The organism is Streptomyces rubellomurinus, assembly GCF_000961885.1.
In the GTDB taxonomy this organism is placed as follows: Bacteria; Actinomycetota; Actinomycetes; order Streptomycetales; family Streptomycetaceae; genus Kitasatospora; species Kitasatospora rubellomurina.
The window spans coordinates 1-16878 of record NZ_JZKH01000129.1; the positions used below are offsets into that span (position 1 = coordinate 1).

The 16878-nt window shown below is 73.0% G+C and carries 16 protein-coding genes; 6 read left to right on the forward strand and 10 right to left on the reverse strand.

What is annotated here, in order from left to right:
- Positions 1-1128, reverse strand: a 1128-nt coding sequence (locus VM95_RS34720; RefSeq protein ID WP_157882278.1) for a choice-of-anchor A family protein, incomplete at its 3' end; no start/stop codon positions are given.
- A 213-nt stretch (positions 1129-1341) separates the two neighbouring features.
- Here VM95_RS34720 and VM95_RS34725 point away from each other — a divergent pair.
- Both VM95_RS34725 and VM95_RS34730 read left to right on the forward strand, forming a co-directional pair.
- On the forward strand, positions 1342-2043 hold the full coding sequence (locus tag VM95_RS34725; RefSeq protein ID WP_045704613.1) for a 4'-phosphopantetheinyl transferase family protein: 702 nt from the start codon (positions 1342-1344) through the stop codon (positions 2041-2043).
- 118 nt (positions 2044-2161) lie between these two features.
- Complete coding sequence (locus VM95_RS34730) at positions 2162-2644, forward strand: DUF2269 family protein (RefSeq protein ID WP_045704615.1); 483 nt, start codon at positions 2162-2164, stop codon at positions 2642-2644.
- Positions 2645-2659: 15 nt separating this feature from the next.
- On the opposite strand, the gene VM95_RS34735 is transcribed toward VM95_RS34730, so the two are convergent.
- From VM95_RS34735 to VM95_RS34760, 6 genes are all read right to left on the reverse strand, one after another.
- Complete coding sequence (locus VM95_RS34735) at positions 2660-3541, reverse strand: amidohydrolase family protein (RefSeq protein WP_045704617.1); 882 nt, start codon at positions 3539-3541, stop codon at positions 2660-2662.
- On the reverse strand, positions 3538-5172 hold the full coding sequence (locus VM95_RS34740; protein WP_045704619.1) for an acyl-CoA dehydrogenase family protein: 1635 nt from the start codon (positions 5170-5172) through the stop codon (positions 3538-3540). Before VM95_RS34740 ends, VM95_RS34735 begins: the two co-directional genes overlap by 4 nt.
- Entirely contained in the window at positions 5156-5794 is a 639-nt protein-coding gene (locus VM95_RS34745) for a TetR/AcrR family transcriptional regulator (RefSeq protein ID WP_045704621.1), read from the reverse strand. Before VM95_RS34745 ends, VM95_RS34740 begins: the two co-directional genes overlap by 17 nt.
- A gap of 143 nt (positions 5795-5937) precedes the next feature.
- Positions 5938-7437, reverse strand: a complete 1500-nt coding sequence (locus tag VM95_RS34750; protein WP_063773610.1) for a S28 family serine protease — start codon at positions 7435-7437, stop codon at positions 5938-5940.
- 208 nt (positions 7438-7645) lie between these two features.
- Positions 7646-8476: a S1 family peptidase gene (locus VM95_RS34755; protein WP_045704623.1), complete on the reverse strand. Its 831-nt coding sequence runs from the start codon at positions 8474-8476 to the stop codon at positions 7646-7648.
- 132 nt (positions 8477-8608) lie between these two features.
- Positions 8609-9250, reverse strand: a complete 642-nt coding sequence (locus VM95_RS34760) for a TetR family transcriptional regulator (RefSeq protein WP_045704625.1) — start codon at positions 9248-9250, stop codon at positions 8609-8611.
- Between the two features lie 107 nt (positions 9251-9357).
- Between VM95_RS34760 and VM95_RS42970 the strand changes: the two genes are divergently transcribed.
- The 3 genes from VM95_RS42970 to VM95_RS34770 all read left to right on the forward strand — a co-directional run bounded on the left by VM95_RS42970 (position 9358) and on the right by VM95_RS34770 (position 10851).
- Positions 9358-9513, forward strand: coding sequence for a hypothetical protein (locus VM95_RS42970; protein ID WP_157882279.1), 156 nt, complete (start codon positions 9358-9360; stop codon positions 9511-9513).
- Positions 9514-9554: 41 nt separating this feature from the next.
- Positions 9555-9872, forward strand: a complete 318-nt coding sequence (locus VM95_RS34765; RefSeq protein WP_045704627.1) for a hypothetical protein — start codon at positions 9555-9557, stop codon at positions 9870-9872.
- Between the two features lie 103 nt (positions 9873-9975).
- A complete protein-coding gene (locus VM95_RS34770; protein WP_244179069.1) occupies positions 9976-10851 on the forward strand; it encodes a metallophosphoesterase family protein in 876 nt (291 codons plus the stop codon).
- Positions 10852-10921: 70 nt separating this feature from the next.
- Here VM95_RS34770 and VM95_RS34775 read toward each other — a convergent pair whose 3' ends face one another.
- The 3 genes from VM95_RS34775 to VM95_RS34785 form a co-directional block, all read right to left on the reverse strand.
- Positions 10922-13411, reverse strand: a complete 2490-nt coding sequence (locus VM95_RS34775) for an ATP-dependent Clp protease ATP-binding subunit (RefSeq protein WP_045704641.1) — start codon at positions 13409-13411, stop codon at positions 10922-10924.
- Positions 13412-13488: 77 nt separating this feature from the next.
- The gene (locus VM95_RS34780) at positions 13489-14178 is read right to left on the reverse strand and encodes a VIT1/CCC1 transporter family protein (RefSeq protein ID WP_045704629.1); all 690 of its coding nucleotides are present in this window, start codon (positions 14176-14178) and stop codon (positions 13489-13491) included.
- Between the two features lie 118 nt (positions 14179-14296).
- The gene (locus VM95_RS34785; protein ID WP_045704631.1) at positions 14297-14902 is read right to left on the reverse strand and encodes an HAD-IA family hydrolase; all 606 of its coding nucleotides are present in this window, start codon (positions 14900-14902) and stop codon (positions 14297-14299) included.
- 286 nt (positions 14903-15188) lie between these two features.
- Here VM95_RS34785 and VM95_RS34790 point away from each other — a divergent pair.
- The coding region (locus VM95_RS34790; RefSeq protein WP_167352984.1) for a CocE/NonD family hydrolase at positions 15189-16878 on the forward strand (1690 nt) is incomplete at its 3' end.

Below are 16878 nucleotides of genomic sequence, written 5' to 3' on the forward strand. Positions count from 1 at the left end.
CGGCGACGGGCTCGGCGTCCGGCACTCCGGCAGGTCCCCGTCGAACGGGTAGCTGTGGATCTCGTAGCCGCCCGTCCCGGTGTGGATCAGGTTGCCCGCCAGGTAGACCCGCCCGTTCAGACCGGGCTGGGCGATGGTCGTCGTCCCGCCCGGGTTCCCGGCCAGCACGGAGCCCTGGAACTGCGCGCTGCCGAGGATCTGCGCCGAGGTCGCGGTCGGGAAGTTGTACATGAGCTTGGAGCGCATGTCGGTGGTCTGGTCGCCGGCGAGCCCGGTGCCGGTGTAGGTGTTGATGACCGGGCTGTCCCCGAGCATGTTCACCACGACGGTGGCGCCGGCCGGGATGTTGGTGAAGACCAGGCCGATCTGTCCGCCGGTCGGCGAGGTGAGGTTCTGAGTGACGTTGAAGACCTGCTTCGTGCTGGTCCCGTCGCCGGTGAAGGTCGCCTGGCTGGAGGAGACGTCGACGGTGCCGGTCGCGGCGGCCTGCCCGACGCAGTCGGAGACCTCCTCGATCCGGGTCAGCACGGTCTGGTAGGGCGCGGCGGCGTTCGGGTCCTGGATGGACTGGCCGGTGGGGTCGATGCTGACGGTGCCGGTGACGCTGCCGGCGTGCCGCAGGTTGCCGAAGGCCGGGCCGTGCGAGTCGCTGCCGCCGATCAGGATCGAGTTGCCGCTCTTGACGTCGACGTTGCCGCCGGTGGTGACGAAGTCGCTGCCGTTCGGCGGGACGACGCGCGAGCCGACGCCGACGACGCCCATGTTGTAGACGCCGCCGCCGTTCTTGTCGACGGTCAGGTTACCCAGCGTGACGATCTTGCCCTCGGCCTCGGCGGCCCGGCCGTTCACCGTGTAGTTGCCGCCGGTGAAGACGTTGATGCTGGCGTCCCGCCCGGTGAAGTCGCCGTTGTTGGGGCCGGGCCAGACGGCCGGGCAGTCCGGCCCGGTGCAGGCGCCGAGCGGCGGGGCCAGCGGCGCGGCCGAACCGACCGTCAGCGCGGCGGCCAGCGGCACCGCGGCGACGGCGGTGGCCACGGCGATCCGGACGGCCCGGCGGCGGGCGGTGGCGGGGGTCCTGCTGACGGCGGTCGTTCTGCGACCCGGCGTCCTGGTGCGGCCCTGATCCATCGACACTTTCCTCCGCGCATAGAAAAGGGCAGGTGCCGAGGACCTGCCGCGTTCTGTGAGACCTGCTGTCGATCCCACAGATTCGGGACATCCAATCGTAAAACGGACGATTCCTACCCTACGGCCCCTCAGATCGGATCCGAGAATCGCCCGAACGACGCAGCGTGTCGCCACCCCCGGCCCGAACGTCCGTACGGAGGTAGGTTTGAGGACATGACCTCCGAGCCCCAGGACCAGCGCCCGCCGCTCGTCGCCGTCGCGTCCGCCGACGCCGTGCTGCGGCACCCCGAGGTGGGCGAGCACCTGCTCACCGCCCTGGAGCGCGAGCGCGCCGGGCGGTTCCGGCAGGAGTCCGGGCGGCTCGACTTCACCGCCGGGCACCTGCTGGTCCGGCTCTGCGCCGCCCGGCTGCTCGGCGTCCCGGCGGACGGCCTCGTCCTCGCCCAGCAGTGCCCGGACTGCGGCCTCGCGGACCACGGCAAGCCGTACCTGCCGGACCACCCGGAGGTGCACGTGACCCTCTCGCACACCCGGGGCGTGGTCGCGGCCGGCGCCGGCTTCCGGCCCATCGGGGTGGACGTCGAGCTGGCGGTGCGCGGCGGCTCGCTGCGCGCGGTCGCCCGCCGGGTGCTCACCCCCGGCGAGCTGGCCGCCGTCGAGGCGAGCCCGGAGCCGAACCTGGCCTTCCTGCGGCAGTGGGTGCGCAAGGAGTCGCTGATCAAGATCGGCCGGGCCCGGCTGGACACCCTCGGCGAGATCGACCTCGCCGAGCTGCCACTGGACGTCCCGCCCGGCGCCCCGCTGCGCAGCCGCCACGGGGACCTGCACCTGCTCGACTGGACGGACCGGGAGCACGGCGCCGCCGTCGCCGCGGTCAGCACCGCCGCGCCGCGGGTGGTGGAGCTCACCTCCTAGCAGGTCCCCGCGCGCGGGGCAGGCGGATAAGAGGGTGTTAGCGTGCCTGGTCGCGGGCGCGCCGCCGCCGCGCACCGCCGTACCCACCACCCACCACCGGATCAGGGGTGTCCCCGCCATGGCCAAGTTCCTGCTGAGCCTGCACGTCCTCGCGTCGGTCCTGTTCATAGGCCCGGTCGCGGTCGCCGTCAGCATGTTCCCGCGCCGGGCGCGGGCCGCGCTGGCCGGCGGGCCGGACGCCGCCGGCGAGGCGGGCGTGCTGCGCGTCCTGCACCGGATCACCCAGGTCTACGCGCTGCTGGGGATCGCGGTGCCGGCGATGGGCATGGGCGTGGCGCAGGTGATGGGCGTCATGGGGCAGTCCTGGCTGATCGTCTCGATGGTGCTGACCGCGATCGCCGGGCTCGCGCTGCTGTTCTTCGTGCTGCCCGGCCAGCAGGCCGCCGTCGACGCGCTGGCCCTCGCCCCGGAGGACGAGCAGCGCGCCAAGGCGGTCGGCGGCCTGCGGCTGCTGCCGATGACGGCCGGGGTGTTCAACCTGCTGTGGGCCGTGGTCGTGGTACTGATGATCATCCGCCCGGGGTCGACCACCGGCGCCTGACCGGCCCGCCCGCGGTCAGCCGGGGCCGAGCCCGAACAGCGCCGCCGCGTTGTCGTGGCAGACCGCCCGCAGCCACTCCTCCCCCAGCCCCAGCCCGGCCAGCGCCTCCAGCTGGTGGAGGTAGCGGTACGGGATGTTCGGGAAGTCGCTGCCGAGCAGGACGCGCTCGCGCAGGTCGCGCAGCCGGGGCAGCTCCGCGCGCGGGAACGGCGCGTCGGCCTCGGCGAAGTCGGTGAACGCCATGGTGGTGTCCAGCCGGAGGTCCGGGTGGCGCTCGGCCAGGTCGAGGAAGTCGCCGTACTCGGGCATGCCCATGTGCGCGACCAGCAGCACCAGCCCGGGGTGCCGCTTCAGCACCTCGCCGATCGGCCCGGGGCCGGTGAAGCGGCCGGGCACCGGCCCGGAGCCGCAGTGCGCGACCACCGGGGTGCCGGTGCTCGCGAGCAGGCCCCAGACCTCGTCCAGCGCCCGGTCGGCCGGGTCGTAGCCGCCGACCTGCAGGTGCGCCTTGAACACCCGGGCGCCGCCCTCGATCGCCCGGGCCACGTAGCCGGGGGCCTCGGGCTCGGGGTAGAAGGTCGCGGTGTGCAGGCAGTCCGTGGTGCGGGCGGCGAAGTCGGCGGACCAGGCGTTCAGCCAGGCGGCCATGCCGGGCTTGTGCGGGTAGAGCATCGCGGTGAACCCGCGCACCCCGAACTCCCGCAGCCGGCGCACCCGTTGCTCCTCGGCCTCGCGGTAGGTGATCGGCCAGGGGCGGTTCACCAGCGGGCCGGCCGCGTCGAAGTACGCCCACACCTTGTCGAGGACGTTCTTCGGCATGAAGTGGGTGTGCACGTCGACCAGCCCGGGCAGGCCGAGGCCCTGCCAGAACGCGCGGACGTCCGCGGCCTCGTTCACGCGGGCACCGGCCGGGCCCGGTCGATGATCGCCGCGCCGTCGACGCCGGAGGGCAGGGTGCCGAAGGCCGCGCCGTGGTCGCCGCCCAGGCGGCTGGCGCAGAAGGCGTCGGCCACCGCCGCGTCGCCGTGGCGGACCAGCAGCGAGCCCTGGAAGGCCAGCGCCATCGACTCGACCAGCCGGCGGGTGCGGTACTCCAGGTCGGCCGGGTCGCCGAGCTGTTTGCGCAGGTCGGCGACGGCCGCGTCCAGGCGGCGGTCCGCGCCGGCGGCGGCGTCGAGCTCGCCGAGGAAGGCCTCGACGCTCTCCGGGCTCCTGGCCATGGCGCGCAGCGCGTCCAGGGCGGCGACGTTCCCGGAGCCCTCCCAGATCGACACCAGCGGCGCCTCCCGGTAGAGCCGGGGCATCCCGGACTCCTCGACGTAGCCGTTGCCGCCCAGGCACTCCAGCGCCTCGGCGGCGTGCGCCGGCCCGCGCTTGCACACCCAGTACTTGGCCACCGCCAGGCCGAGGCGCCGGACCAGCGCCTCGTTCCCGTCGCCGGCCAGGGCGAGGTCGGTGGACCGGGCGAGCCGCATCGCGACGGCGGTGGCGGCCTCGGACTCCACCACCAGGTCGGCCAGCACGTTGCGCATCAGCGGCTGGTCGACCAGCGCCTTGCCGAACGCCCGCCGGTGCAGGGCGTGGTGGACGGCCCGGGTGGCGCCGTAGCGCATGCCGGAGGCGGCGCCGATGGTGCAGTCCAGGCGGGTCATGTTGACCATCTCGATGATGGTCGGCACGCCCCGGCCCTCCTCGCCGACCAGCCAGCCCACCGCGCCGTCGTACTCCAGCTCGGCGGAGGCGTTGGACTTGTTGCCGAGCTTGTCCTTGAGCCGCATCAGCTGCAGCCGGTTGCGGCCGCCGTCCGGCAGGATCCGCGGCAGCACGAAGCAGCTGAGGCCGCCGGGGGCCTGGGCGAGGGTCAGGAAGAGGTCGGACATCGGCGCCGAGGTGAACCACTTGTGGCCGGTGAGCCGGTAGGTGCCGTCCGGCTGCGGGGTGGCGGTGGTGGTGTTGGTGCGGACGTCCGAGCCGCCCTGCTTCTCGGTCATCGACATGCCGGCGATCAGTCCGCGCTTGGTGCGCGGCTCGCGCAGCCCGAAGTCGTACTCGGGGGCGGCCAGCAGCGGCTCCAACTCGGCGGCGAGGGAGGGGTTGTGGCGCAGCGCCGGGACGGCGGCGTAGGTCATCGAGATCGGGCAGGTGTGGCCGGCCTCGACCTGGCCCCAGACGAAGAACTTGGCTGCGCGGGCGGTGTGCGCGCCGGGCCGGCCGTCCCGCCAGGGCGCGGCGTGCAGGCCGTACGAGACGGCGGTGCGCATGAGCTCGTGCCAGGCCGGGTGGAACTCGACCTCGTCGATCCGGTGGCCGAAGCGGTCGTGGGTGCGCAGCACGGGCGGGTGCTCGTTGGCGAGGCGGCCCCACTCGGCGGCCTGCTCGGAGCCGGCCAGCCGGCCGAGTTCGCGCAGCTCGGGCTCGGCCCAGTCGGCGTCGGCTTGGCGCAGCGCGTCGAGCAGGGTCTCGTCGGCGGCGGTGTCGTGTCCGTACGGCAGGGGCACCTGGTTGGTGACCTCATGCGTCGCTGTCATCGCGTCCTCCCAGGGCACGCAGGGTGAAGGAGACCAGGGCGGGGACCACCTCGGCGGCGGCCCGCGCGGGGTCGGCGGCGCCGCTCTCGGGCGCGCCGGCCAGCGGCCCGGCCAGCGCCTCGCCGACCGCGCCGACCAGGGCGGCGGCGGTCAGCACCGGGTCCTGCTCGGGGAGTTCGCCGTTCGCCAGGGCGGCGGCGATCTCGGTGGCGAGCATGTCGCGGAAGGCGCGCCGGAAGACCAGGCGTTCGCCGTCCACCACCGCGTCGGCGGGCTCGACCAGCAGGGCGTACGCCAGCCGGGGGGCGCGCAGGGCGCGGGTGGCGAAGGTCTCGACCACGGCGGCGATCCGCTGCTGCGGGGTGTCCTGGCGCGCGAGGGCCGTCCCGACCTCGGCGATCTCCCGGTTCACCACCCGGCGGAACAGTTCGACCGACAGTTCGGCCTTGTTGGCGAAGTGCTGGTAGAGGCTGCCGGTGGCGATCCCGGCGCGGTCGGCCACGGCGGCGACGGTGCAGCCGCCGTAGCCGCGCTCGGCGAGCAGTCCCACGGCCGCCTGCAGCACCACTTCGCGCTGGGCGTCCAGGCGGGCTTGGACGGCGGGGGTGCGTCGGTAGGCCATGGAAGCATTGAAGCACCGATTCACCTCTTCGGGGAGGGGTTCCGCCGAACCGGTGCGGACGCGCGGAGGCCGCCCCCGCGCGGGTGCGGGGGCGGTCTCCGGGCTGCGTCCGGGGGGCCTTTCGGGGCGCCCTTCGGGGCGCGTTACAGCGGGCGGCGCTCCTGCTCCAGCTTCTGCCCCTCGACGTCGAGCGGGCCGAACGCCGGCAGCAGCTGCGGGGTCTTCGCCAGCGAGCGGGCCGCGTCCTGGTCGCCCAGGCCCGCCCACTCCAGCACCTTGGCGGTCGCCTCGGCCGACTGCGCGGCCGGGAGCTTGCCGATGTTGGAGCCGTGGTTGCCGCCGGGCACGGTGTAGACGTAGCTGTCGTCACTGCCCCGGCCGAGGCGGAACGGCTTGGCGCCCCACGGGTCGTTCCCGCCGTAGACGTACATGATCCGCTCGGCGTCGTGCTTCACCCAGCGGTCGATGTCGCGCATCGCGTACGGGTTGAAGGCCGGGACGTTGATGTCCTTGGCCACGTACGAGCGGGACGAGTACAGCTCCTTGTAGTCGTAGTGCAGCAGGCCGTTCAGGTTCGAGACGTCGAAGTACGGCTGCCCCAGCTCGGTCGCGGCCTGGTAGTAGTACGCGGTGTACTTCGCCAGCGACTGGTCGCTGTTGCCGGTGATGCCGGACTGCGCGTCGAACCAGGCGTACAGCTCGTCGTCGGTCGCGGTGGCGGCCACCGGCACCTTGGCGCAGTCCGCCTCCAGGCTGTACTGCCAGAACGCCCAGACCGTGTCGAGCACGCCGGCCTCGTAGGCGCGGTCCGGGGTGCCCAGGGTGGTGAAGGTCGAGCCGGCGGCCTTGTTGTCGGCCACGTAGCGGGCCTCCAGGCGGTCGCGGCGCACCAGCAGCTCGCGCTGGGCGGCGGACAGGCGCGCCCGGCACTCGGGGGTGCCGACGGTGCGGAAGAACTCGCTGTACGCCGCGTAGTCGTCGACGTCGGTGTTGTTCGGCGCGACGTAGGCGACGGTGCCGGCCATGTCGTCCGGGTAGAAGCGGCGGTAGTAGGTGGACGACATGCCGCCCTTGCTGGCGCCGGTGGAGAGCCACTCCTGCTCGTAGATCCGCTTGAGCGCGGTCACCAGCCGGTGCGAGTCGGCGGCCTGCTGGCGGATGCCCGCCTTGGTCCAGTCGGCCGGCTCGGGGCGGGAGGGGGTGAAGAAGCGGTACTCGATGGAGACCTGGTTGCCGTCCACCAGCCGGGTCGGCTCGGTGCGGGACGGGTTGGTGCCCAGGGTGTAGCCGTTGGTGTAGAAGACGGTCGGGCGGTCGTAGCCGCGGTGCAGCAGGGTGAAGCGCTGCTGGAAGGTGCCCAGCCACGGGCGGAAGTGGTCGATCGGCTGGGTGTAGGTCGCCACGAAGAAGCGGTGGCCCGTGGTGGTCGGCTTCTCCTCGGTGATGGTCACCCCGGGGATCGCCGCCAGACGGTCCTTGATGTCGGCGTTCGGGTCGTCGGCGGGGCTCAGGGCGCGGGCGGCCCCGGCCGTGTCGGCGCCCGCCGCGCCGGCGGCCAGCGCCGGGGTGGCCAGGCCGCCGCCGAGGCCGAGCAGCGGTATCAGCAGGGCGGAGACCAGCAGTCTTCTCACGGTGGTGCGCATCAACTCTCCATCTGGTCAACGGACATGGCTCGCGCCGGGGTTCGGCACGACTCTGCGGTACGGATGGTGCCTCGGTCGCCCGGTGGACGGCCGAATGGGCCACCCGCCGGTCGCGGGTGGCCCATCGGGGGGAAGGTGCTGGTCAATGCGCCTCAGCTGCTCGGTGTTGTCGGCCGGCCCGGACCGGGCGGACCGGGCGGACCGCCGGTCACGGCCTCGGCAGCGTGCAGCCGGGCAGGGTGAGGTCGAGCTGGTTGCCGGCGGCGAAGCAGGCCGGGATGCCGTACGTCTCCTGGGCGTAGCCGATGCCCTGGTGCACCGTCACCGCGCCGTTCTCGTCCACCTCGCACGGGTTGTCGACCGTGCAGGACTCGCCGTTCTCGTTGATCGTGTTGTTCACCGCGACCAGCCGGCCGGTCGAGGCGTCGACCACCGGCGAGCCGGAGGTGCCGCCGATCACGTCGCAGCCGGAGGTGTAGCGGACGGAGTCCTTGAACGTCCAGTCGCCCTCGTTGAGTTGGTAGGCGAAGCCGTCGATCGAGCAGGAGTAGATCTTCTTCCAGTAGCCGGAGACCACCCGGATGTCCGCGCCCTGGGCGGGGTGGGTGTCCGCGATGGTGAGCGGGGCGATGCCGTACCGGGACTTGATCGAGGCGTAGGTGGTGTTGAGCTGGTAGATCGACACGTCGGTGTCGGTCATGGCGCCGTAGACCACCTTGGTCGCGCGCAGCGTGCCGAGCTTGCCGCCGGTGGCGCTGAGCAGGCTGAACGTCCGGCTGGACGGCTGGTTGAGGACGACCTCGCCGGGGCCGGGCATGCCGGACTCCAGGCAGTGCCCGTTGGAGAGCACCAGGGCCGGGTCGGTCGCGGCCGAGCCGGGCAGCCGGACGAGCGAGCCGGAGCAGTTGCTGAGCGCGACGGTGCCGGCGAAGTTGACGGTGGCGCTGCTCGGGGCCGAGGCCTGGGCCGGGAGGGAGCCGGCCACGACGGTGGCCCCGGCGAGCGCGAGCGCGGCGAACGTACCTATGAGCGGCTTCATGGGAGACCTCTCGGTGTGGGGGTCCACGTGGGGGTCCACCAAACCTGTCGCGGACATGACCGACTGTCAAGAGGTGCGAACCGTCCCGGAGGCCGCCACCGGCGAGTCACCCCTGCGGGGATCGACGCGCGCTCAACTCCCCGTCCAGTGCCGCCGACCGAGGCTGATCAGGCGCAACTGCAGCCGCGCGGTGGCGGCGATCCGCTCCACCCGCGCCGGGTCGCCGCCGGAGTCGGCCTCCCGGGCCTCCAGCAGGGCCGCGGCCGTCGAGACCATGAGGTCCACGTACAGCTCGGCGAGCATCCGCAGGTCGCGCTCGCTCCAGTCGCGCGAGGACGGCTGGAGCGCCAGCGCGGCCCCCACCTCGGCGGCGAAGCGCCCGAGTTCGGCGTCGATCGCCTCCCGCACCAGGCGCACCCCGCCGTGCCGCTCGCGCGCCAGGAAGCGGACGTGCGGACGGTGCTCGCGCACGTGCCGCTCGATCACGTCCACCGCGCGGTCGATCAGCTCCTCGGCGCCGCCGGCCTCCGCGAGCACCGCACGGATCATCACGTGCAGGCTGACCAGCGACTCCTCGACCAGCGCCACGCCGAGCGCGGCGAGGTCCGGGAAGTGCCGGTAGAACGCGGCCGGGGAGAGCCCGGCCTCCCGGGTGACCTCGCGGACGCCCAGGCTGGCCAGGTTCTGCTCGGCCAGCAGGTGCAGTCCCGCGTCCAGCAAGGCGCGCCGACTCTGCTGCTTCTGGGCCTGCCTGGCCCCCACGGTGTGACTCACGCCATTCAGTAAACAGTCGTTTGCCGAACTTGGCCAGCCGGGCGTACAGTGGTGCCCGAAGTCAGTGAACACTTGTCAACCGAAACACCGAACCGGAGGAGTCGGCCGTGATCCTGTTCTCCGCCCTCGTCGCCATGGGCGTCCTGATCGGCGCCGCCGCGCACACCTCGCTCCCGGTCTTCCTCACCGCCTCCGCCGCCATCGCCGCCTGGTTGCTCGCCTTCGGCGCCCGCGAGGGCATCGCCCGGCTGCGGCACCGCTGACCGGCCCCCACCGTCCACTCACCGAGAGGACCACCGCCGCCATGAGCACCACCGCCGAACACACCGCCCGCCCGAGCCGTCCCGGCCGGCAGACCGACCCCGGCCGTCCGGCCCGCCCGGCCACCGCCGAGGCCGACAGCCTCGCCGTCGCCTCCTTCCTGCTCGGCCTCCCCGGCCTGCTGATCTTCAACATCGCGCTGGGACCGCTCGCCATCACCCTCGCCACGCTCGCCCTCGTCCGCGGCACCCGCCGGCGCGGCCGGGCCGCCCTCGGACTGGCCCTCGGCATCGCCTCGCTCGTCATCCTGGCCGTCACCACCGCCACCTCGCACGGCGTCCTGATGGACTTCCACTCCTGATCAACCGCGGTTCCCCGGTGGCAGATCCCGGCCAACCCCGCCCGAACCCGCGGTCCGCGCCGTAGGGTGGCGGTACAGGCGTGGTGAACACAGGGGGACGGAAGTGACGATCGAGAACCGCAGCGACACACCGGCGGCGCCCAGCGGGGCGGGCGGGCGGCTGCTCGCGGTGAGCGACCTGCACATCTCCTACCAGGAGAACCGCGACCTGGTGGAGAAGCTCCAGCCCACCCACCCCGACGACTGGCTGATCGTCGCCGGGGACATCGCCGAGAAGTCCGAGAGCATCGAGTGGGCCCTCGGCCTGCTCGCCGAGCGCTTCGCCCGGGTGATCTGGGCGCCCGGCAACCACGAACTGTGGACCCACCCCGAGGACGCCGTCCAGCTGCGCGGCACCGCGCGCTACGACCACCTCGTCCAACTCTGCCGCCGCCTCGGCGTGCTGACCCCCGAGGACCCGTACCCGCTGTGGCAGGGCGCCGGCGGGCCGGTCCTCGTCGCGCCGCTCTTCCTGCTGTACGACTACTCCTTCCGCGCTCCCGGGACGAGCACCAAGGAGGAGTCGCTGGCCGCCGCCTACGAGGCCGGCATCGTCTGCGCGGACGAGCACATGCTCCACCCGGACCCGTACCCGGACCGCGACTCCTGGTGCCGCGAGCGCGTCCGGCTCACCGAGGAACGGCTGGCCGCCTGCGACCCGTCCGTCCCGCTGGTGCTGGTCAACCACTACCCGCTGGTCCGCCACCCCACCGAGATCCTCTGGTACCCCGAGTTCGCCCAGTGGTGCGGCACCGAGCTCACCGCCGACTGGCACCGGCGCTTCAACACCGCGGCGATGATCTACGGGCACCTGCACATCCCGCGCCGGACCTCCTACGACGGGGTGCCGTTCACCGAGGTCTCGCTCGGCTACCCGCGCGAGTGGCGCAAGCGCGGGCTGCCGGACCCGCTGCTGCGGGAGGTCTTCCCCTCCGCGTGACTCCCCTCGCGGGGAACGGCGTTCGGGCGCGCTCCTGGTCGCGGAGCGCGCCCTGCCGGCCCGGCCGGGCTCAGGCCGTGGAGGCCTCCGGCCGCGCCATGGTGACCGTCAGCTCGCCGTCGCTCACGTCCGCGATCAGGGTGTCCCCCGCGCGCACGCTGCCGTCCAGCAGCAGGTTGGAGATCCGGTTGTCCAGCTCCGACTGGATCGTCCGGCGCAGCGGCCGGGCGCCGAACTCCGGCTGGTAGCCGCGGTTGACCAGGTACTCCTTCGCCGCCTCGGTGACGTCCAGCTCGACGTCCTGGGCGCGCAGCCGGCGCCGGGTGCGCTCCAGCAGCAGGTCGACCACGGACAGCAGGTCCTTGCGGGTGAGCGCGTGGAAGACGATCACCTCGTCGATCCGGTTCAGGAACTCCGGGCGGAACTGCTGCCGCAGGTCGCGCATCAGGTCGTCCCTGATCTCGTCCACGTTCCCGGAGTGGTCCAGGATCCGCTGCGAGCCGATGTTGCTGGTCATGATCACCACGGTGTTGCGGAAGTCGACCGTGCGCCCCTGGGAGTCGGTCAACCGCCCGTCGTCCAGCACCTGGAGCAGCAGGTTGAAGACGTCCGGGTGCGCCTTCTCCACCTCGTCGAACAGCAGCACGCTGTACGGCTTGCGGCGCACCGCCTCGGTCAGCTGCCCGGCCTCGTCGTAGCCGACGTACCCGGGCGGGGAGCCGACCAGCCGGGAGACGGTGTGCTTCTCCTGGAACTCGCTCATGTCGAAGCGGATCATCCGGTCCGGGTCGCCGAACAGCAGCGTCGCCAGCGCCTTGGCGAGCTCGGTCTTGCCGACGCCGGTCGGGCCGAGGAACAGGAAGGAGCCGGTCGGGCGGTCCGGGTCGCCCATCCCCGCCCGGCCGCGGCGCACCGCCTGGGCGACGGCGGTGACCGCCTCGTCCTGGCCGATCACCTTCTCGTGCAGGTGGTCCTCCAGCCGGAGCAGCCGCTCCCGCTCGGTCGCGTTCAACTCGGCGACCGGGATGCCCGTCCGGGCCGACAGCACCTGCGCGATGTCGTCCGCCGTCACGTCGACGACCTCCTCGCGGGCTTCCGCGATGGCCGCCAACTCGTCCTCGGTCTGCCGCAGTTCGGTCTTCAGATTGGCGGCGCGCACGAACTCCTCGTCCGCGACGGCCTCGTCCAGCTCGCGCTTCAGCTTGGTGATCCGGTCCTGGACGGCCGTCGCCTCGGTCGAGCCGCTCAGGCTGCGCAGCCGCACCCGGGCGCCGGCCTGGTCGAGCAGGTCGATCGCCTTGTCGGGCAGGAAGCGGTCGCTCACGTACCGGTCGGAGAGCGTCGCCGCCGCGTCCAACGCCTCGTCGCTGAACCGGACTTGGTGGTGCGCCTCGTAGGCGTCGCGCAGCCCCCGCAGGATCTCGATCGTCTCCTCGACGCTCGGCTCCGGCACCAGCACCGGCTGGAAGCGGCGCTCCAGCGCGGCGTCCTTCTCCACGTGCTTGCGGTACTCGTCCAGCGTGGTCGCCCCGACCACGCTCAACTCCCCGCGCGCCAGGGCGGGTTTGAGGATGTTGCCGGCGTCCATCGAGCCCTCGCCGCCACCGCCCGCGCCGACCACGGTGTGCAGCTCGTCCAGGAAGAGGATCACGCTCTTCTCGGCCGCCGTCACCTCGTCGATCACGCTCTTCAGCCGCTCCTCGAACTCGCCCCGGTACTTGGAGCCGGCCACCAGCGCCGTCAGGTCCAGCGACACCACCCGCTTGTCCGCCAGGCTCCGCGGGACGTCCCCGGAGACGATCCGCTGCGCCAGCCCCTCGACGATCGCCGTCTTGCCGACACCCGGCTCGCCGATCAGCACCGGGTTGTTCTTCGTCCGGCGGGACAGGATCTCGACGGTCTGCTCGATCTCCTCGGCCCGCCCGACCACCGGGTCCAGCCGGCCCGAGCGCGCCTCCTCGGTGAGGTCGCGCCCGTACTCGTCCAGGGTCGGCGTCTCGCTCGGCGCCGCGCCCGTACCGCCGCGCTCGCCGCCGGCGCCCCGGCCGTCCAGCACCGTCTTCAGCGCCTCCTGCGAGGGCGCCGCGTTGCGCAGCGCCGCGCCCGCCCCCGACCGCTCCTGGTCCAGCAGCGCGCCCAGCAGGTGCTCCGGGCCGATGTACGAGGCGCCGGCCTCCTGCGAACGGGCGTGCGCGGCCAGCAGCGCCCGCTTCGCCGCCGGGGTGAGCGCCGGCCGCCCCTCCAGCGCCTCGGCGTTGCCGGACGGCAGCGCGTGCTCCAGGTCCTCCGCCAGCTCGTCCGGGTCGATGCCCGCGCGCGCCAGCATCCGCCGCGACGGCTCCACCCGGGTGGCCGCCCACGCCAGGTGCGCGGTGTCCAGGTCGTTGCTGCCGTCCGTCGCGGCCCGCTGCGCGGCCAGCGCCAGCAGCTCCTGCGAGGACTCGCTCAGCAGCCGCCCGATCGGCACCCGCTGCACGGCCGGCGGGGACGCCAGCGGGCTCATCCCGAAGAACCGACTGAGCAGGTCGGAGAACGGGTCGTTCGATCCGAACGGGGGCATGGTCACGGAGGTTCACCTCTCCCAAGCGGTTTGCAGCCACACAAACACAGGGCCGCGCCGGCCGCCTCCCGAGCGCGTCACCCCGTGACGCCGTCCAGCAGCAGGCCGCCGGAGTACGTCACCGCCATCGCCAGCAGCCCGCCCGCCACGTTGCGCGCGACGGCCCGCGCCGGGCCCGCCCCGCCCAGGCGGGCGCTCACCCAGCCGGACAGCGTCAGCGCGGCCACCACCGCCGCCACCGTCACCGGCAGCCGCCACGACCCGGGCGGCAGCAGCACCGCCAGCAGCGGCACCAGCGCGCCCAGCGTGAACGCCGCCGCGCTCGCCAGCGCAGCCTGCCACGGACTGGTCAACGCCTGCGGGTCGATGCCCAGTTCGGTCCGCGCGTGGGCCGCCAGCGCGTCCCGCTCGGTCAGCGCCACCGCCACCTCCCGCGCCAGCCCGTCCCCCAGCCCGCTGCCCCGGTAGTAGTCGGTCAGCTCGTCCAGCTCCCCCTCCGGATCCTCCGCCAGCTCCCGCCGCTCGTTCGCCAACGCGGCCCGCTCGGTGTCCCGTTGGGTGCTCACCGACACGTACTCTCCGGCCGCCATCGACATCGCCCCCGCCAGCAGCCCCGCCACCCCCGCCGCCGGCAGCGCCGTCCGCGAACCGGCCGCCCCCGCCACCCCGGTCACGATCCCGGCCGTCGACACCACCCCGTCGTTGGCCCCCAGCACGGCCGCCCGCAGCCAGTTCAGCCGCGCCGACAGCTCCGCCCGCTCAGCCATCCGCCCACCGCTCCCAGGGATCCGCCCGACCGCCACGATCGTCACCCGCCCCCGGTCACCCCGCCACCCGCACGCGCTCGGGCAGCCCGCGCTCAGGCAGCCCGCCACCCGTACGCACTCAGCCGGCCAGGGCCCGGCGCAGATCCTCCGGCCCCCGGTAGAGCACCCCGGTCATCCCCAACGCCACCGCCGCCGCGACGTTCTCCTCCCGGTCGTCGACGAACAGGCACCGCTCCGGCGCCACCCCGGCGCGCTCGACGGCGACCTCGTAGATCCGCCGGTCCGGCTTGGCGCTGCCCACCACCGAACTGTTCACCACCGCGTCCGCCAGATCCGTCAGCCCCAGCTCCGCCAGGTCCTCGTCGAACCACACCGTCGCGTTCGTCACCAGCACCACCCGGCAGCGCTCCCGCACCCCGCGCAGCAGCCCCACCACCGCCTCATCGGCCCGGAACGGCGCGTTCGCGAACGCCTCCGCCATCGCCCGCGCCGCCTCCCCCGGCACCCGCCCCGCCAGGCCCCGCGCGATCGACTCCACCCACTGCGCCTTCGAGATCCGCCCCAACAACAACGGCAGATCGTTCGCCGGCGCGAACCCGACCGCCGCCGTGCTCCCCACCTCGATTCCCGCCGCCCGCTCCAGCGCCGCCACCCCGTCCCCGTCGAAGAACCGGATCACACCGTCCACGTCGCACAACACCGCGTCGAACCCCGGCTCGCCCATCCCACCCACCCTGTCTCCGAATGCCCCACGGAACGCATTCCCATGGTCGCTGAACCGGAGTCACGCATTCAAGTTCGTCAAACCACCGTTCGTGCGTGATGGATGTCACCGAAGCGTCCGCATAACACCGATAGCCGGACGGGTACTGTCCGTTCGGAACGCCCACGATCAGTCACCTACTCGGCGGTACGGTCGATTCCGGTCCGATTCCGCGATATCGACACCACCGTTATGAGCACCATCGATGAGCACCCCACCGAATTCACCCAGGGAAAGGCGACGACGCATGCGTGTCGAGCGGAATGTCGAAGTACCGATGCGGGACGGCACGATCCTTCGAGCGGACATCTTCCGCCCCTTATCGGACGGCCCGTGCCCGGTCATCCTGCTGCGCCTGCCCTACGACAAGTCCGTCCTCACCGAGCCGTGGTTCCCCTCCGAGGTCAGGTACTTCGTCCCCCGCGGGTACATCTGCGTCGCCCAGGACGTGCGGGGGACGTACACGTCGGAAGGCACGTTCCACCCCTTCCGTGACGAGACGCCGGACACCGTCGACACCATCGAGTGGGCCGCCGGGATCGAAGGATCCAACGGCAAGGTCGTGATGACCGGCCAGTCCTACCTCGGCAGCGTCCAGGTGCAGGCCGCCGCCGAGAAGCCCGCGCCGCTGGTCGCCATCAGCCCGGTCTCGCCCCTGCTGGACTTCACCGACAACGGATTCCGCCGCGGCGGAGCCGTCGAGTCCTCGTTCTACTTCGCCTGGGCGACCAACATGGCGATCCGCGAGGCCCGCCGCCACGGCCGCGAGGAGGCGGCCACGGCGCTCGCCACACTCACCGAGGACCGGCCGGTCGACGCGTTCCCGCCGCTGTCGCGGTCGAACGGCCTGCACGCCCCCTTCGACGAGGTCCTGCAGCAGTACGACGCGGTCGCGCCCTGGGTGCGGCAACTGCTGGACGAAGCCGGCCGGCCCGAGGGCGGTGGCTACCTCTCCACCCGGCGGCTCGTCCCGAACATCTCGGTGCCGTCGCTCTACGTCACCAGCTGGTACGACGCGTTCCTCGGCGGCAGCCTCAACGCGTACGCGGAGGGCACGTCCACCGGCGCCGCGCCGACCCACCTCGTCATCGGCCCGTGGGAGCACGCGCACTACGGCGCACCGCAGTCCATCGCGGGGGAAATCGACTTCGGGCCGACCGCCGAGCTCGACCTGTTCTCGCTCCTGGAGCAGTTCTTCGCCCCGCTGACGGGCCTGGGGCCGCGCGAACCCGTCCCCGGGGTGCGGTACTTCACCATGGGCATCAACGAGTGGCGATCGGCGGACGCGTGGCCGCCCGCCTCGACCCCCGTCCGACTGTTCCTCCACTCCGCGGGCGGCCCCGTCACCAGCGGGCCGACCGGCACCCTCGACGCGATCGCACCGACCGACGGGGCGTCGACGGCGGCCGACGAGTGGACGCACGAGCCGAAGGCCCCGGTGCCGTCCACCGGCGGCCAGACCTGGGCCATCCCGGCCGGCCCCCGCGACCAGTCGGCCCTGGTCGAACGGGCCGACGTCCTCGCCTTCGACAGCGAACCGCTGCCGTCCGCCGTCGAAGTCACCGGCGCCGTACGCGCGAAAGCCTGGTTGGAAACCGACGCCGCCAGCGCGGACGTCATCGCCGCCCTCGTCGACATCCACCCGGACGGCCGGCGCTATCCGGTGACCCAAGGAATTCTGCGGCTCGGCACCGAATCGGAACCCCTCCACGAAAAGGGGCCGATCGCTTTCGACATCGACCTGTGGGCCACCAGCCACGTATTCCTGGCCGGCCACCGCATTTCCGTCCAGATCGCGTCCTCCGACTTCCCCCACTGGGACGTCAACCCGTCCGACGGAAAGCCCTGGCCCACGAGCTCCGCCCCGGAACCCGCCCACCACCGCCTCCTCCACGACGCCGCCCACCCCTCGGCCATCACCCTCCCCACCATCGGCC

Bases quoted from the DNA above. Each gene is read 5' to 3' on its own strand.
- VM95_RS34745 (WP_045704621.1), bottom strand. From the start codon at position 5,794: ATGGCCTACCGACGCACCCCCGCCGTCCAAGCCCGCCTGGACGCCCAG.
- VM95_RS34755 (WP_045704623.1), bottom strand. From the start codon at position 8,476: ATGAAGCCGCTCATAGGTACGTTCGCCGCGCTCGCGCTCGCCGGGGCC.
- VM95_RS34785 (WP_045704631.1), bottom strand. From the start codon at position 14,902: ATGGGCGAGCCGGGGTTCGACGCGGTGTTGTGCGACGTGGACGGTGTG.
- VM95_RS34780 (WP_045704629.1), bottom strand. From the start codon at position 14,178: ATGGCTGAGCGGGCGGAGCTGTCGGCGCGGCTGAACTGGCTGCGGGCG.
- VM95_RS34765 (WP_045704627.1), top strand. From the start codon at position 9,555: ATGAGCACCACCGCCGAACACACCGCCCGCCCGAGCCGTCCCGGCCGG.
- VM95_RS34725 (WP_045704613.1), top strand. From the start codon at position 1,342: ATGACCTCCGAGCCCCAGGACCAGCGCCCGCCGCTCGTCGCCGTCGCG.
- VM95_RS34740 (WP_045704619.1), bottom strand. From the start codon at position 5,172: ATGACAGCGACGCATGAGGTCACCAACCAGGTGCCCCTGCCGTACGGA.
- VM95_RS34750 (WP_063773610.1), bottom strand. From the start codon at position 7,437: ATGCGCACCACCGTGAGAAGACTGCTGGTCTCCGCCCTGCTGATACCG.
- VM95_RS34730 (WP_045704615.1), top strand. From the start codon at position 2,162: ATGGCCAAGTTCCTGCTGAGCCTGCACGTCCTCGCGTCGGTCCTGTTC.
- VM95_RS34775 (WP_045704641.1), bottom strand. From the start codon at position 13,411: ATGCCCCCGTTCGGATCGAACGACCCGTTCTCCGACCTGCTCAGTCGG.